This window comes from Methylobacterium sp. 285MFTsu5.1, assembly GCF_000383455.1.
Taxonomy (GTDB): Bacteria; Pseudomonadota; Alphaproteobacteria; order Rhizobiales; family Beijerinckiaceae; genus Methylobacterium.
The window spans coordinates 17,323-32,228 of sequence record NZ_KB911284.1 but is presented as its reverse complement, the minus strand read 5'-3'; the positions used below and the strand labels follow the sequence as shown (position 1 = coordinate 32,228).

The 14,906-nt window shown below is 72.1% G+C and carries 14 protein-coding genes; 8 read left to right on the top strand and 6 right to left on the bottom strand.

The features are described 5' to 3' along the window. Window positions 1-212: 212 nt before the first annotated feature. Together H288_RS0120395 and H288_RS0120390 are read left to right on the top strand one after the other, a co-directional pair. On the top strand, window positions 213-2,330 hold the full coding sequence (locus H288_RS0120395; RefSeq protein ID WP_020094426.1) for a TonB-dependent siderophore receptor: 2,118 nt from the start codon (window positions 213-215) through the stop codon (window positions 2,328-2,330). Between the two features lie 186 nt (window positions 2,331-2,516). Further along, the gene (locus H288_RS0120390) at window positions 2,517-3,581 is read left to right on the top strand and encodes a HoxN/HupN/NixA family nickel/cobalt transporter (protein ID WP_020094425.1); all 1,065 of its coding nucleotides are present in this window, start codon (window positions 2,517-2,519) and stop codon (window positions 3,579-3,581) included. An 88-nt stretch (window positions 3,582-3,669) separates the two neighbouring features. Here the strand turns inward: H288_RS0120390 and H288_RS0120385 are convergent, their stop codons facing one another. After that, complete coding sequence (locus H288_RS0120385; RefSeq protein WP_026605132.1) at window positions 3,670-3,918, bottom strand: hypothetical protein; 249 nt, start codon at window positions 3,916-3,918, stop codon at window positions 3,670-3,672. Window positions 3,919-5,215: 1,297 nt separating this feature from the next. Between H288_RS0120385 and H288_RS0120375 the strand changes: the two genes are divergently transcribed. Next, on the top strand, window positions 5,216-5,482 hold the full coding sequence (locus tag H288_RS0120375; protein WP_020094422.1) for a GNAT family N-acetyltransferase: 267 nt from the start codon (window positions 5,216-5,218) through the stop codon (window positions 5,480-5,482). A gap of 58 nt (window positions 5,483-5,540) precedes the next feature. Here H288_RS0120375 and H288_RS0120370 read toward each other — a convergent pair whose 3' ends face one another. Both H288_RS0120370 and H288_RS0120365 read right to left on the bottom strand, forming a co-directional pair. Then, window positions 5,541-6,866, bottom strand: a complete 1,326-nt coding sequence (locus tag H288_RS0120370) for a TAXI family TRAP transporter solute-binding subunit (protein ID WP_020094421.1) — start codon at window positions 6,864-6,866, stop codon at window positions 5,541-5,543. An 87-nt stretch (window positions 6,867-6,953) separates the two neighbouring features. After that, entirely contained in the window at window positions 6,954-7,562 is a 609-nt protein-coding gene (locus tag H288_RS0120365) for a PAS domain-containing protein (protein WP_020094420.1), read from the bottom strand. Between the two features lie 214 nt (window positions 7,563-7,776). Between H288_RS0120365 and H288_RS0120360 the strand changes: the two genes are divergently transcribed. Both H288_RS0120360 and H288_RS0120355 read left to right on the top strand, forming a co-directional pair. Further along, window positions 7,777-8,016, top strand: a complete 240-nt coding sequence (locus tag H288_RS0120360) for a type II toxin-antitoxin system Phd/YefM family antitoxin (protein WP_026605131.1) — start codon at window positions 7,777-7,779, stop codon at window positions 8,014-8,016. Between the two features lie 4 nt (window positions 8,017-8,020). Continuing rightward, window positions 8,021-8,467, top strand: coding sequence for a type II toxin-antitoxin system VapC family toxin (locus H288_RS0120355; RefSeq protein ID WP_020094418.1), 447 nt, complete (start codon window positions 8,021-8,023; stop codon window positions 8,465-8,467). A 53-nt stretch (window positions 8,468-8,520) separates the two neighbouring features. Here H288_RS0120355 and H288_RS0120350 read toward each other — a convergent pair whose 3' ends face one another. Then, on the bottom strand, window positions 8,521-9,132 hold the full coding sequence (locus H288_RS0120350; RefSeq protein WP_020094417.1) for a TetR/AcrR family transcriptional regulator: 612 nt from the start codon (window positions 9,130-9,132) through the stop codon (window positions 8,521-8,523). Window positions 9,133-9,487: 355 nt separating this feature from the next. Between H288_RS0120350 and H288_RS36260 the strand changes: the two genes are divergently transcribed. After that, window positions 9,488-10,510, top strand: a complete 1,023-nt coding sequence (locus tag H288_RS36260; RefSeq protein ID WP_280806662.1) for an acetylhydrolase — start codon at window positions 9,488-9,490, stop codon at window positions 10,508-10,510. Window positions 10,511-10,595: 85 nt separating this feature from the next. Here H288_RS36260 and H288_RS0120340 read toward each other — a convergent pair whose 3' ends face one another. Continuing rightward, the gene (locus H288_RS0120340; RefSeq protein ID WP_026605129.1) at window positions 10,596-11,159 is read right to left on the bottom strand and encodes a TetR/AcrR family transcriptional regulator; all 564 of its coding nucleotides are present in this window, start codon (window positions 11,157-11,159) and stop codon (window positions 10,596-10,598) included. Window positions 11,160-11,261: 102 nt separating this feature from the next. On the opposite strand from H288_RS0120340, the gene H288_RS0120335 reads away from it, so the two are divergent. Continuing rightward, the gene (locus H288_RS0120335) at window positions 11,262-12,467 is read left to right on the top strand and encodes an MFS transporter (protein WP_020094414.1); all 1,206 of its coding nucleotides are present in this window, start codon (window positions 11,262-11,264) and stop codon (window positions 12,465-12,467) included. Window positions 12,468-12,697: 230 nt separating this feature from the next. Continuing rightward, on the top strand, window positions 12,698-13,828 hold the full coding sequence (locus tag H288_RS0120330) for an epoxide hydrolase family protein (RefSeq protein WP_020094413.1): 1,131 nt from the start codon (window positions 12,698-12,700) through the stop codon (window positions 13,826-13,828). A gap of 58 nt (window positions 13,829-13,886) precedes the next feature. Here the strand turns inward: H288_RS0120330 and H288_RS0120325 are convergent, their stop codons facing one another. Continuing rightward, window positions 13,887-14,798: an MBL fold metallo-hydrolase gene (locus H288_RS0120325; RefSeq protein ID WP_020094412.1), complete on the bottom strand. Its 912-nt coding sequence runs from the start codon at window positions 14,796-14,798 to the stop codon at window positions 13,887-13,889. Window positions 14,799-14,906: the final 108 nt, after the last annotated feature.

The following is a 14,906-nucleotide window of genomic DNA, read 5'->3' as shown; positions in this document are numbered from 1 at the left end:
ACGTTCCTCGGGCGCGGTGCCCCAGCGGAGCGCGCGGTGCCGCCCGTCCGGGCGTGACGCCGCCCGCCTCCGCGTGGCCGCGCGCCGGCAGCAGCGAGTGTGTGGTGGCGAGTTCTGGACGATTGTCGTTCCGCGAGAGTCCCAGGCCGCGCCGGGGATGCGCCCGCCCTGCCGGGGCGCGGCGCGGCAGCCCGCGCCTGGCCCTGGCGGCCATGCTGTCCGCCGGCGTGCCGGTCGGGGAGGTCCGCGCGCAGGAGAGCGTGACCCTGGAGGAACTGTCGGTCGAGCATGTCGGCGAGGGCGCCGCCCGGACGACGGCGTCCGGGCGCGGCAGCATCGGCCTGATCGGTCCGACACCGGGCTACGGCGCCGGCGCGGCGGTCAGCGCGACGCGCACGGCCACACCGCAGATCGACGTGCCCGTGGCCGTGTCGGTGGCGCCGCGCGAGACGATCACCGATATCGCCGCCACCCGCGTCGACCAGGTCTTCGACTACCTGCCCGGCGTCGCCCGCCAGAACAATTTCGGCGGCCTGTCGATCTTCAGCTACGCCATCCGCGGCGTGACCACCTCCGAGATCTACAAGAACGGCTTCCCCCTCAATCGCGGGACGCCGCCGCCGCCCGACGCCCAGAACATCGAGCGCATCGAGGTGCTCAAGGGGCCGGGAGCGGCCCTGTTCGGGCGCAGCGACCCCGGCGGGCTGGTCAACCTGATCACCAAGCAGCCGACCGCCGAGCGGTTCGTCGAGTTCGGCAACCAGGTCGACTCGTTCGGCCTGACCCGGGGCACGATCGATGCCGGCGGTGCGCTGAGCGCGGACGGCACGGTGCTCTACCGCTTCAACCTCGCCGCCCAGGGTGCGGGCAGCTTCCGCGACTTCGTCGACAGCGACCGGCTCCTCGTCGCGCCGGTGGTGAGCTGGCAGGTCACCCCGGACACGCGGATCACGGTCGAGACCGAGTTCGTGAAGAACCGGATCGTCTTCGACCGGGGCGTCATCGCGCTGAACCGGCAACTCGGATTCCTGCCCGTCTCCCGCTTCCTCGGCGAGCCCGGGCAGAGCACCTATCAGAACAACAACACGCTGCAGGTCCGCGTCGACCACCGGTTCGACGAGAACTGGCAGCTTCGCTTGGCGACCTACTTCAACACGGGCGATCTCGCGGGCGAGTCGGCGGAGATCCGCGCCATCGCTGCCGACAACCGCACGGTCTCGCGCGACCGCAACGTGCGCGACTACCGCTGGGACGTGGCCGTCGGGCAGGCCGACCTCGTCGGGCGCTTCGATACCGCCGGCATCGGCCACACGCTACTGCTCGGCATGGACCGGGAGAGCACCGACAGCCGCACGCAGTACTTCCGCTCGAACTTCCGCACGAGCCCGTTCGCCCTGGACATCTACGCCCCGGTCTACGGGCAGGCGCTGCCGCCGATCACCATCCCGCGCAACAACCTGGAGCGGATCACCAACACCGGCCTCTACGCGCAGGACGAGATCGTCCTGAGCCCCGAATGGCGGGCGCTCGTCGGTGTGCGCCTCGACATCTTCGAGCAGAGCTTCCGCGAGCGCGCCGTCCGCAGTCAGGTCGACCAGTCGCGGGTCGCCGCGTCGCCCCGGGCGGGCCTCGTCTACCGGCCGATCCCGGAACTCGCCCTCTACACCAACGTCGGCACGAGCTTCCGGCCGAACATCGGCCCGGACGCCGCCGCCGTGACCCGCGGCACGGCCCTGCCGCCGGAGACCGGCCTCGGCTACGAAGTCGGCGCCAAGTCCGAGCTGTTCGGCGGCAGCCTGCTCCTCACCGCCGCCGCCTTCCGGGTGGAGCGGGAGAACGTGCTCACGCCCGATCCCGCCAATACCGGCTTCTCCCTCGCCGCCGGGGCCGTCCGCAGCCAGGGGTTCGAGCTGACGGCCCAGGGGCAGATCACGCCCGAGCTGAAGCTCCTGGCCGGCTACGTCTACGCCGACGCCCGGGTGACCAAGGACAACGTGCTCCCGGTCGGAGCCCCGCTCATCAACGTGCCGCGCCATTCCGGCAGCCTCCTCGCGGTCTACGAGCCGGAGGGGGCGTGGCGCGGCTTCGGCATCGGCGGCGGCGTGCGGGGCGTGGGCGCGCGCGCCGGCGACGCGGCCGGCTCCGGCTTCACCCTGCCGGCCTACGTCGCGGTCGACGCGCTCGCCTACTACCGCTTCGACAACGCCCGGATCGCGCTCAACGTCGAGAACATCTTCGACACCGCGTACTACGAGAGTTCGCTGAACGTGTTCCGGGTCTATCCGGGCTCGCCCCGGCGGATCACGGGCTCGGTGACGGTGCGGTTCTGATGGCGGGCCCGCGGCCCCCGTCCAAGCAGCCGCCGGGGTCATCGCTCCGGCGAGAGGGCGCGCCTGCGGGACTCCGCAGGCCGACCGCTTCTGCGCTATGTCGGATTCCGTGCTGCACGGCAGCAGCGACGCGACAGGCCCGGGCAACGGGACCGAGGGGACGGTATTCGGGTGGGTAAGGCTTTGATGGAAGCGATCGTCCCGTCCGATGGCACGGCGCCCCGCGTCGTGCGGCGCCGCATCGTTCTGCTCTACCTCGTCCTGATCGCGGCCAACGTCGCCGCCTGGTCCTGGGCCTACAGCCTGTTCGCGGGGCAGCCGGCCCTGCTCTCGACCGCGCTGCTGGCCTACGTCTTCGGGCTGCGCCACGCGGTCGACCCCGACCACATCGCCGCCATCGACAACGTCACGCGCAAGCTGATGCAGGCGGGCCAGCGGCCGGTCTCGGTCGGCTTCTGGTTCGCCCTCGGCCATTCCACCGTCGTGGTGGTGGCCGCGGCCGCGGTGGCGCTGGCCGCCACCAGCCTGATCACGGCCTCGGAAGGCTACCGGGAACTCGGCGGCCTGATCGGCACAGGCGTCTCGGCCGCCTTCCTGATCCTCATCGGCCTCGTCAATCTCGTCGTCCTCGCGGGGGTCTGGCGCGCGTTCCGGCAGGTGCGGCGCACCGGCCGCTACGTCGAGGCCGACCTCGACATGCTGCTCGCCAACCAGGGCGTCCTCGCCCGGATCCTGCGGCCGCTGTTCCGCCTCGTGACGCGCTCCTGGCACATGTACCCGCTGGGCCTGCTCTTCGCGCTCGGCTTCGATACCGCCACGGAAGTGAGCCTGTTCGGGCTCTCGGCCGCCCAGGCGAGCCAGGGCATCGATCTCTGGACGATCCTGGTCTTCCCGGCGCTGTTCACCGCCGGCATGACGCTGGTCGACGCGACCGACGGCGTGCTGATGCTCGGCGCCTACAGCTGGGCCTATGTCCAGCCCATGCGCAAGCTGTTCTACAATCTCACCATCACCCTGGTGTCGGTGGTGGTCGCGCTGGTGGTCGGCACGCTGGAGGCGCTGAACCTCCTGGCGGACAAGCTCAACCTCCAGGGCTGGCTCTGGGAGCGGATCGCCGCGATCAACGACCATTTCGGCGTGCTCGGCTTCGCCATCGTCGGCCTCTTCGCGGCGGCTTGGCTCCTGTCGTTCCTCATCTACCGCCTCGGCCGGTTCGACCGGATCGACGTCAAGCCGGCCGACATCCCCTGACCGGCGTCGGCCGTGTCCACGCGGGACGTCCGGCGCCGGTGAGTTGGGCCGATGTCGGAGCGCGCCGGATGCGCGCGGCGGGCTGAACCTACCCGGCCGCCTCGCTGAGCCTCAGGCCGGTGAACGTCAGCGTCGCCGTGTAGATCGGCGCGCCGGCCGCATCCCGGACGACCACCGTGTAGGTTTGCCTGTCCCCGTCGCTCGGGATCTCCCATCGCGCGACGTCCGGGAGGGAGATCATCGCTTCTCTGCGCGCAGCGTCGAAATCGGCGCACTCGGTCCCGTCCTCGTCGCGTTGCAACTGACCGTCGTGGATATCGAAGAAATAGCGCGGCACCCACGCCTCCATGACTGGCTTCCCCTCACGAAAGCTAACCGGGATCGGAAACGCCGGTTCTCGGCGCGCGGCGCCCGATCCGCGCCGGTGACCGCGGCCGACGCCCTCGGATGAGCGGGCGTCGGCCGGGCCCGGCCGGCTATCCGTTCCGGGCCTTCCGGCGCTGGCGGCCGTGCCGTCGCGTCGCCGGATCGCGTCCTCGAACGGACACGTCGCGCGGGGCTGCGGATCGGAAGTGAGAGCGCCGCGCGACGGCGTGCGCGGCGTGACGGGACCGCTCCGGCCGTTCCGGCCGGGCCCGTGCCTCCGGACGGGCGGTCGCGGACCCGCGGTCTCTCAGCGGTCTCTCGTCTTCGTGGTACGGGAATCCTGCGTCTTGTTTCCGTCGTCGGCCGGCGAGGCGCCCGGAACGCCGGTGTTGCCCGAGCCCCCGCCCCTCTCTCCGCCCTTCATCTGATCGCCGTGCTGCATCCGCTGCCCGCCCGACCCGGACGGCGCTGGCCCGGACGTCGATCCTCCGGCGGCGCCCTGCGCCGTTGCCGCGCCGGCCGTGCCGAGAAGGAGCGACGACACGAGGACGAAGATCCGGATTGCGGTCATGATGTTCTCCAGAAAACTACCATTGGGCAAGCACAGAAAGCTGTCTGAGTTCCGGAATATCGCAAAGTATCGAGCTTGAGATCATAGTGTTATGTTTTTCTTATTGAATACTTCGGGTTGACGTGCCGAAATATCCGATAGCGGTCCGGGCGCGCGCATCGGCGGGCAAACCGCCCGGATCGCGCCTGAGCTGTGGGACGCCGACGTGGACCGGCCTCCCCGCGGGGAGCCCGCAGATCGGTCCGACACGGCGCGGCGGGCCGCGCTGAGAGTGGCTCGGAGGGCCGGAGGGGCCGGTCCGCCGACGATGCCGGCACGAAATGACCGCCGCGGCGTGAGCCGGGCGGTCCAGGTGGTCTCGGGATGTCCAGAGTTAGACGATCGCGGGCCGCGCTTAATCCGCGCCGCATCCGCGCCGCGAGGAGCGGACCGCCGTGCCGGCCGCGCCGGCCGCGTCGTCCGGCGGGCCTCGTCGTGCTGCGGCGCTCGCGCGCCATGTCCGCGTCGTCGGCGGCGATGCCGACGCGTCGGTTCTGACCCGCGTCCGCGACGAGGACACGCGCCCCATATAACCGTCGCGGGAGCGCGGGCCTCCGAGAGGCCGTCCGTGGCGGCGCGGGGATCCTGCAGAGCGCCGGGTTCGACGCGGTGCTTCCCGATCGGAGCCGCGCAAAGCCGGGGGACGAGGAGGACCGAGATGCTGCGCGACAATGTCGAGCGAGGCCGCTTCGAGCTGCAGGTCGGCGGTGACGTCGTCTTCGCGACCTATCGGCGGGAGCCCGGCCAGCTCGTCATCAGCCACGTCTACGCGCCGCCGGTCCTGCGCGGCACCGGGGCGGCCGGCCGTCTCATGGAAGGCGTCGCGGCGCACGCGCGCGCCGAGGGCGATCGGATCGTGCCCCTGTGCGGCTACGCCCGGGCGTGGCTGCGCGGGCATCGGACGCATCGCGACCTGCTCGCGTGAGGCCGCGACCGGGCCGGGATCGGCCGCCGCCGGGGGCCGGTGCCGGGATCGCCTGGCGCTAGGTCATCCGTTGCGCCACGTGCCGCCGCCGGCGCTGGACGGCCTCGCGGACATGCGCGACGAGCAGGGCGACGAGGCGGATCTCGACGCTCTCCGTCCGCCTGTGGGCCTCCATCCGGATCGTCTCCGCCGCGAGCGCGTCGGCCTCCCGCTCCAGATGATCGAGCTCGACCGGATCGGCGCTCGACACGGACAGCCAGATCTCCAGGAGGCGCATGACCCGGGTGGGCGGCTGCAGCGGCCGGAAGCGCCGATACAGGCCGATGCCCGCCGCGCCGAGGGAGGCCAGCGCGCTGATCATGAGCCCGACCCAGTAGGCCGCGTTCTGCGCCTGATCGCTCAGGCTGGGCTGGTTCCCGGTCAGGTACGCCGTCGCGCCCGGGTGGATCGGGAGCGCCTGGACCTTGTCGTCGGTGTCGGGGGCCTCGATGCCGGCCAGATCGTCGTCGAGCGCGACGAGCCGCGGCTTGCCGGTGAGAACCTCGCGGGTGATCTCGCCGGCGAGCCAGTCAGGCATGGCGCCGCGGGCCACGAGCCGGTGGCTGACGGACAGCGTGGTGATGTCGTCGCCCGGTGCCGGCAGGGAGCCGAGGAACGCGCCCTTGGGCACGTCGATCGTGTCGAGCACGGGGTGCTCCTTGGCGATCGCCGCCGCCTCGTCGACTTCGAACAGCTTCGCCGCCCCGGAGCCTTTGCGCAGCGCCGTGAACAGGGGCAGCCACAGCGCGCTCCCGACCGGAGCCACCACGAACACCGAACCGATCTGGCGGCTGCGGGCGGCCTCTGTCAGCTGGTCGATCGTCAGGATCCGGCGATGCACGCTGCTCGGGGGCACGCCGAAATGCGTCAGGATCAGGTCGAGCAGGAGCGGGTCGAGCTTACGCCCGTCGAGGAGACCGACGGTGCTGCCCCGCAGCTTGGCCACGCTGTCGACGGGGCTGCCCCCGGGCGCGACGAAGACCACCGCGTCGCGGCGCAGGATGACCAGGGTCTGCCCGTCCTTCGGCGCGGCGTCGCTGCGCACCAGGGCGAGCTGGGTCTCGCCCTTGTCGAGGGCCGCCGAGGCGCCAAGGCGATCCGGCTCGAAGATCGTCCGGATGCGCACCCGCGGATGCTGGGTCTCGAAGAGCTGCGTGAGCGCCTGCGCGGCCTCCCGATCCTCGGTGCTGGTCTTGGCGACCGCGATGTCGAGGGAGAGCAGGCCGAGGAGGAGATGGATGAGCAGAGCAGCGACGGCGGCCCCGGCGATGACGCCGAGGACGATGACTGTCGTTCTGGAACGCCGGATCATCCGTGCCGCGCTGATCTGCCGATCCACCAGCATAGCGCGCGTGTCTGGCCCAGTCTCCCGCTCCCGGACAGGATCGGTCGACGCTCCGCCCCATGCTGTATCTTGCTCGGGACACCGCGATCAGTTCATCTGGCGGTGCCGGTCCTGGACCTCCTGGAGGGCGAGCCTGCGGCCCAGCGTCATCAGCAGCGCTTCGGCCTGCACCTTGAGCTCCGCGTCCCGCAACTCGCTGATCGCGTACATCGCCGCGATGGCGTGATCCGCTGCCAGCTCGAGGGGCGACGTCTCCGCACGCGGCACGGCCTCGTCGGCCATGTCCTCGAACATCCGCATCCGGGTGATGTCGAGGAGGATGCCGCTGCCGCCCTGGAGCCGCCCGACATGATCGCCGGTGAAGCGCCCGCGCACCAAGACCCAGCGCGTCCGACCGTCCGCCGAGGTCACCCGATGCTCGGCGAGGTACGGTGTCCCCTCGCGGGCGCTGCGCCGAATCAGATCATCGATCCGCTCGCGATCGTCCGCGTGGATGCTGCTCATGTAGCGGCCGAGCGGGACGCCTTCCTCGGCCTCGGCCGGATCGACGTTGTACACCAGGGCGACGAAGGCATCGGCCCGCACCCGATCGACGCCCGCGTCCCATTCCCAGCGGCCGACGACGTCGAGCGCGTCCAGCGCCGTCTGGAAGGTTTCCGAGGCTGTTTGCCCGTCCAGGGGCTTAAAAGCTGCCACCCGAGCACCCGTATTCAGTTAACAGTAACATACGTTGGTCCTAAAGCGCTGCAACCGCAAGGGGCATAATCTGGTCTGCAATCAACTGTTGCGTGCCGGACACGGGTCGGCCCCGGCGAGCCGCCGGGGCCGGGTGCCGACGACGGGCCGCGGGCGGTCCTTGCAGATCGGAACCTGGACACCCATTATGACCACAGTGGTCACGGAGAGCGCCATGCAGGAGATCCAGCTTCGGGACGCCAAGGCGACGCTGTCGGCCGTCATCGACCAAGCGAAGCAGGGCGCGCCCTCGATCATCACCCGCCACGGCCGCCCCGAGGCCGTGCTGCTCAGCTTCGAGGACTGGCAGCGGCTGTCCCGCGTCCCGTCGTTCGGCCGCCTGCTCATGGCCGCGCCCGTCGCGGCGGACGACCTCGCCCCCCCGTCCGGCGGGCTCAGAAGCGCCGAGCTGTGAGGCGGTGTACCTCGTCGACACCAACGTGCTCTCGGCCGGCGCGCCGACCAAGGCCGTTCCGGCCGTCGCACTGATCGACTGGATGGACCGGAACAGCGCGGGGCTCCACCTCTCGGTCGTCACGATCGCCGAGATCGAGGACGGCATCGCGAAGAGCCGCAGGGACGGTGCCGCGCGCAAGGCCGAGCGCCTCGCGGCGTGGCTGGAGACCTTGCTGCACCTGTACGCCGCCAAGGTCCTCCCGATCGACCTCGCCGTCGCGCGCCACATCGGCGGGTTGTCCGATCTGGCGCGCGGACAGGGGCACGCGCCCGGCTTCGCGGATCTCGCGATCGCCGCCACCGCGCGCTGCAACGGCTGGACGGTCCTGACCCGGAACGTGCGGCACTTCGCGCCGCTCGGCGTTCCCGCCTGCGATCCCTTCGTCGCGCTGCCGGCCGATGGGCGGTGACGGCGTCGCGCCCGTCACCGCGGGGCCGCGGCGGCGTGCCGATCGCGGCGGGACTATCGGGACGGTGTGCAGAACTCGGCCGTGAGACCGGCGAAGGCCGCCCGCAGGAAGGCGTCCACGGGACGGTCGCCGCCCGCCTGGATCCAGGCCTCGATCGCCAAGCGCATCGCACCGAGCGACGCCATGGCGACGAGGCGCAGCGGGGCGCTGCGGACGGGATCCGGCCAGCGCTCGATCAGCGCGGCGTGCAGGGCCTGCTCGTGCAGGCCGTAGGCCGCCTGCTTGCGGGCCTTCAGGGTCTCGCTGGACCGCATGACGCGATCGATGCTGATGAACTCCTGGGTCCGGAAACCCGTCGACAGCGCCAGCAGGGCGTCCCGGACGGCCTCGACCGGGACCTTGCCATCCGGCTGGGCCAGGACGGCCTTGCGTAGCGCCGCGCCGAAGCCGCGCATCTGCCACTCCAGCAGGATCTCTTCCTTTGACTTGAAGTAGTAGAAGAAGGTTCGACGCGAGATGCCGGCCGCCTCGGCGATCGCGTCCAGGGTCGTCGCCTCGTAGCCGTGCCGGCTGAACAGCCGCAGGCCGGTCTCGGCGATCCGTTCCAGTGTCTCCTGCCGTTTTCGCGCGCGCAGGCTGCCGGGCTTCGGTGGCGGGCTCCCCATGCCGGCGTTGTGACATGCGATTCCGCACTTGCAAAGTTGCACGCGGTGCAATTATATTTTTACACCGAGTGCGATTTTGATGCGCGGTCTCGGGACGCGGTGCGGAGTCCGGTCGGGCGCCCGCCCCTTCCTGCCGATATCGGCAGCCTCGTTCGCCGTCGGGGCCTCCGTCGGCGAACGGAATTCGGTTGGCGCGCGCCGGGGGCGAGGGCGCGTCGTGATCGGGCTGCGGCCGGCGATGCGCGGCTCTGCGAACCCTCCTGGCTCCCCTCCTCTCGCGAAAGCCTTCCCCATGCTCGAGTCTTCCGGTCCGACAGCGGCACGGCCATTGCCCAACCGTCGGCAGGTCGGCGCCATGCTGCTGGGAACCCTGGCCGCGGGTGTGACGCGGCCGGCCGCGGCGGAGCCCGTCGTCGAGGACGTCCGGATCGTCGACTTCGACTGGGTCGACGGCGCGCGCCAGCGACCGGTGCCGGTACGCCTGTACTGGCCGAACACGTCGTCGCTCCGGCGCCGCGTCCCGCTGGTCGTGTTCTCGCACGGTCTCGGACAGTCCCGGACCGGCTACAGCTATCTCGGTCGGCACTGGTCGTCCCACGGGATCGCGAGCCTGCACCTGCAGCACGTCGGCAGCGACAGCTCCGTCTGGACCGGCAATCCCCTGGCCCTGCTCGACCGGATCGAGCGGGCGGCGCAGGAACGGGAGGCGATCGCCCGGGCGCGCGACCTGCGCTTCGCCCTGGACCACCTCCTCGTTCAGGACGGGGGCGCCTTCGGAGACCGGATCGACCCGCGCCGGATCGTGGCGGCCGGCCATTCCTACGGCGCCAACACGACTCTGATCGCCGCGGGTGCGCGCGTCGTCCGCGACGGGCACGCCCTTCAGGCGCGGGATCCGCGAATCGCGGCCGGGATCGTGATCTCGGCGCCGCCCTTCTACGGCGAGCGCGACCTGCGGGCGGTCCTGGGCGCCGTCGAGATCCCGACCCTGCACGTGACGGCGACCGAGGATGTCATCCAGCTGCCCGGTCGCACCTCGCCGTTCAGCGACCGCCTCGCCGTGTACGAGGCGATCGCGACGCCCCGGAAGTCCTTGGCGGTCTTCCAGGGCGGCTCGCACAGCATCTTCACCGACCGTCCCCTCACGGGCGGTCTGAACCTGAACCCGCAGGTCAAGGCGGCGACCGCCGCCGGGACGCTGGCCTTTCTCGACCTCGCCTTCCGCGGCGATCCGGAGCCGCTGCGCGCGTGGTCCTCGACCTGGCGACCAATCCTCGCCGTCGCGCCCGCGGGCTACGCGGGCGCGTCGCTGGCGCAACCCGCGATAGCGACCCGCGGAAAGGACCGGACGCGCGCCCAGCCCGTGGAGCCGCTCTGACGGGCCGCTCGTCGCGCCTCCTGGCAGCTGAGGTCAGGAGCCCGGCCTCCTCCGCGAGGTCGGTGCACGGGGTCGGCGCCTCGGGTCAGGTCGCTTCGCGCGCCGTCAGGGTGCGGTCGACCAGCTCGAGGATCCGTTCCCGGTCCAGCGCGGTCCCGAACAGAATCCGGTAGAGGATCGGCGAGACGACCCCGTCCAGCACCGCCTCGGGGTCCGGGAAGGCCTCGCCGCGGGCCACGGCCCGATCCGCGATGATCGCGATCTGATCGCGGGTGAAGCTGCAGCATCGCTGGGCACAGTTCGCGTCCGCCGCCGCCAGGACGTCCCGGATCATCTCCCGCCCCGGCGCGGACGACATCTCGTCCGCGTACTGCTCCGCCCACGCCTCGAGATCGGTCCGGCCGCTCCCGGTATCGGCCGGCTCGCCGTCGGGACGGAGCCGCTCGACCGCGACATCGGCCAAGAGCTCGGCGAGCGTGCCCCACCGGCGGTAGATCGTCGACGGCGTCACGCCGGCCGCGGCGGCCACCAGGGGCACCGTGATCTCCGAACGGTCCGTCGTGGTCAGGAGCGCGCGCACGGCCGCCTGAACCGAGGTCTGCACCCGCGCGCTGCGGCCGCCCGGACGCGGCCCTTGCCTCGTCGTCATCCTGCACTCTGCCATCTGGGGCACCACAAACGCAAAGATATTGCGTTTGTGGTGCGGAGGGCCTACGCATCAAACGCAACGGATTAGCCTTTAGGTTCGCCAATGACCAGGGACCGCAAGCTGAAAGTTGTGGCTGTCGCGGGCAGCGGCACGCTGTTCTTCCACGCGGCGGTGCTCGGCACCTTCCTCGCCGCGTCCGCCGCTCCGACGCCGCTGTACCGGTTCTACCAGGAGACCTACGCGCTCTCCCCCGTGCTCACGACCGCGGTGTTCGCCGTCTACGCGCTGGCGCTCCTCAAGGCGCTCCTCGTCGCCGGGTCGATCTCGGACCATCTGGGCCGACGGCCGGTGATCTTCGGCGCGCTGCTCCTCGAGCTGGTGGCGATGGCCCTGTTCACGACGGCCAGCGGGGCGTGGGGACTCATCGCGGCGCGCTTCGTCCAGGGCGTGGCGACCGGCATCGCGGCGAGTTCGCTGGGCGCCGCGCTCGTCGACGTCGACCGGGCGCGGGCCCAGCTCGTGAACGCGATCATGCCGCTGATTGGGATGGCGGCGGGCGCGCTCGGGACCAGCGCCCTCGTGCAGTACGGCCCGCACCCCCTCCACCTCGTCTACGCGATCCTGGGCGCGGTGTTCGCCGCGCAGGCCGCTCTCCTCTGGCTCACGCCCGAGACCGGCGAGCGCCGCGCGGGCGCCCTGCGGGCCCTGAGGCCGCGCGTCGTGGTTCCGCCACAGGCCAGGCGGCCGCTGGCCGCGATCACGCCGACCAACATCGCGACCTGGATGCTCGGTGGCTTCTACCTCTCCATCGTTCCCTCGCTGGTCGTCGCCGCGACGGGCAGCCGGACCCCGTTGACGAGCGGCGTCATGGTCGCGGCCCTGATGGTCGCCGGCGCCTTCGCGGTCCTCCAGCGGCGCGGCCGGGACGCCGCGGCCAACCTGACGATCGGGACGCTCGCCATGACCGCCGGTCTCGTCATCGTGCTCGCCGGCATGCACGGCGGGAGCGTGCCGGTCCTGATCGGCGGGACCCTGGTCGGCGGGGCCGGCTTCGGGACGAGCTTCCTCGGCGCCCTCGGCACGATCGTCCCGCTGGCGAAGCCGAGCGAGCGGGCGGAGCTCCTCGCGAGCTACTACGTCGAGAGCTACCTGGCGTTCAGCCTCCCGGTGATCTGTGCCGGGTATCTCGTGCGCCGGATCGGCTACGTGACGACCGCCGACCTCTACGCGGCCGCGATCCTCGCCATGAGCGCGGCCGGGTTCCTGGCGCGGCGGGCGCTGACGTCGCGACGCGTCTCGCCCGGCTGACGTACCCTGCCTGCGGCGCTCCGGTCGGGTCCGCGTCCCGGAAGGGCACCGAAGCCGGCCGCCGGGGGCCGACAGCCCTCGCGCGATCGCGCCGCCAATAGCCGTCGTGCCGGGCGGGGCGATCCCGGCGTGACCGTCCCGGCCCGGCCGCGTTGACCCGGATCAACGTCGCGCGAACGGGACGGCCGGTATCGGCACGCTCCCGGGACGCGGAGCCGAGCGGAGGCATCATGCGAGACTTCACCGTCGCCTGGGACGCGAACCGGCTGGCCTGGGTGCGGGAGCGCGTGCGGGCCTACCGCCTGCCGCGCCTGCCGACGGGAGCCGGCTGGCGCTACGGCTGCGATCCGGCCGTCCTGGCCGACCTGTGCGCCCACTGGCTCGACGGCTTCGACGAGGCCGCGGCCGCGGCCGCGCTCAACCGCTTCCCGCAGATCCTGGCCCGCGTCGAGGATCTCGACCTGCACGCCGTCCACGTCGTCGGCGAGGCGGAAGGCCGGCGCCCGCTGCTGCTGATCCATGGCTGGCCGGGTTCGATCTACGAGTTCTGGTCGGTGATCGAGCTCCTGGCCTTCCCGTCGCGCCACGGCGGGCGGACGGAGGACGCGTTCGACTTGGTGATCCCGGCGCTGCCCGGCTTCGGCTTCTCGGGCAAACCCGCCGCGCCGATCGGCGCGCGCACCGCGGCGCGGCTGTTCGACCGCCTGATGCGCGAGCAACTGGGCTACCCGCGCTACCGGGTGCAGGGCGGCGACTGGGGTGCCGGTGTCGCGGCCTGGCTCGGTCTCGACCACGCCGCGTCGCTGGAGGCGATCCACCTGAACTACCTGCTGGTGCAGCCCGATGCCGAGCCGGAGAGCGCCGCGGAGCGGGCTTGGCAGAAGCAGGCCGGAGCCACCCAGCAGGCGCTCGGGGCCTACGCGCAGCTGCAGGGCACCAGGCCGCTCTCGCTCGGCTACGCCATGGCGGACGAGCCGGTGGCGCAGCTGGCGTGGCTGGTCGAGCGCTTCCACGACTGGGCCGACCTGCGGGAGCGGCCCTTCGCGCAGGTCTTCACGAACGATCAGCTCCTGACCAACGCCCTGCTCTACATCCTCACCGATTCCTTCGCGACGGCGACGTGGTTCTACGCCGGCGCGCAGCAGGAGGGTGTGCGCCGGATGCCGCCGGGGCGGCGCGTCACGGTGCCGACGGCCTTCGCGGCCTACCCGGATCCGCGCACGCCCGCGCCGCCGCGAGAGTGGCTGGAGCGCGGCTACGCGGTCTCGCGCTGGCAGACGATGCCCCGCGGCGGCCATTTCGCCGCCATGGAGGCGCCGGACCTGTTCGTCCGGGACCTGCGGGACTGGGGCCGCGGCTGACGGCGTCGTCCCGCCGCATCGCGGACTCGGCCGGACCCGGCGGCACGAACCGGATCCTCTAGATCAGCGCGTAGCCCGCCCCGTCCCGCTCGATCCGCCCGCGGGCGGCGAGGTGCATCCCGGTCACGCTCAGGCCCTCCGCCGCCGCGCGGTCGAGGATGCGCCGGCGGGTCGCGATCGCCTCCGCCGGATCCGTGTCCCAGATGACGGTCCAGTCCGGGTGCGGCATCTGCAGGAGCCGCGAGTGGATGACGTCGCCCCAGATCAGCAACCGGTCCACGCCGTCCGCGATCAGCACGCCCATGTGACCCGGCGTATGGCCGGGGAGCGGCATCGCGTGGATGCCGGGGGCGAGCTCGGCCTCGCCCGAGAGGCGGCGGATCCGATCGGGGTAGGCGGCGAGCACGGCCTGCGCCGTCTCGAACATCGGCCGCAGGGCGTCGGGCGCGGCGGCCCGCGCTCCCGCATCCGACCAGTAGGCGACCTCGCGCTCCTGCACCACGAGCTCGGCGTTCGCGAACCGCGCCAGGCGGCCCGGCGTCAGGAGACCGCCCACGTGGTCGGCGTGGAGATGGCTCAGCCAGATGGTCTCGACCTGGTCGGGCCGCACGCCCTCCGCCGCCAGCGCGGCGGTCACCCGGTTGAAGTCCGGTCCGAAGACCGTTCCGCAGCCCGCGTCGAGCAGCCAGTGGCGCGCGCCGCGCCGGATCAGGAAGGCGTTGACCGGCTCCGGCGACGGACCCTCCCCGGAAAGACCGGCCCCCGTCAACAGACCCCGTCCGGCCGGGCTCTCGGCCGCGGGCATCATGCGCGGCTCCAGCGGAAACAGCCCGTCGCGCAGGGGCGTCACGGTGAAGGCGCCGACCCGGTGGGGCGCGGGTCCGGGCGCGGCCGCGCCGGGGCGGTGCAGGCCGAGCGGCAGCAGGGCGGAGGCGGCGAGCAGGCTGCGGCGGGACAGGTGAGAGGCCATGGCGGGCTCCGCGGGAGACGAAACGCCGCCATCCTGCGAGGCGTGCGGGGCGCGGGCCAGGGACGTCCTCCCGCGCACGGCCGGGCATTCTTCCCGCGCTGCGTCGGC

Bases quoted from the DNA above. Each gene is read 5' to 3' on its own strand.
- H288_RS0120350 (WP_020094417.1), bottom strand. From the start codon at position 9,132: ATGGGGAGCCCGCCACCGAAGCCCGGCAGCCTGCGCGCGCGAAAACGG.
- H288_RS0120395 (WP_020094426.1), top strand. From the start codon at position 213: ATGCTGTCCGCCGGCGTGCCGGTCGGGGAGGTCCGCGCGCAGGAGAGC.
- H288_RS0120340 (WP_026605129.1), bottom strand. From the start codon at position 11,159: ATGACGACGAGGCAAGGGCCGCGTCCGGGCGGCCGCAGCGCGCGGGTG.
- H288_RS0120325 (WP_020094412.1), bottom strand. From the start codon at position 14,798: ATGGCCTCTCACCTGTCCCGCCGCAGCCTGCTCGCCGCCTCCGCCCTG.
- H288_RS0120360 (WP_026605131.1), top strand. From the start codon at position 7,777: ATGCAGGAGATCCAGCTTCGGGACGCCAAGGCGACGCTGTCGGCCGTC.
- H288_RS0120335 (WP_020094414.1), top strand. From the start codon at position 11,262: ATGACCAGGGACCGCAAGCTGAAAGTTGTGGCTGTCGCGGGCAGCGGC.
- H288_RS0120375 (WP_020094422.1), top strand. From the start codon at position 5,216: ATGCTGCGCGACAATGTCGAGCGAGGCCGCTTCGAGCTGCAGGTCGGC.
- H288_RS0120330 (WP_020094413.1), top strand. From the start codon at position 12,698: ATGCGAGACTTCACCGTCGCCTGGGACGCGAACCGGCTGGCCTGGGTG.
- H288_RS0120390 (WP_020094425.1), top strand. From the start codon at position 2,517: ATGGAAGCGATCGTCCCGTCCGATGGCACGGCGCCCCGCGTCGTGCGG.
- H288_RS36260 (WP_280806662.1), top strand. From the start codon at position 9,488: ATGCTGCTGGGAACCCTGGCCGCGGGTGTGACGCGGCCGGCCGCGGCG.
- H288_RS0120370 (WP_020094421.1), bottom strand. From the start codon at position 6,866: ATGCTGGTGGATCGGCAGATCAGCGCGGCACGGATGATCCGGCGTTCC.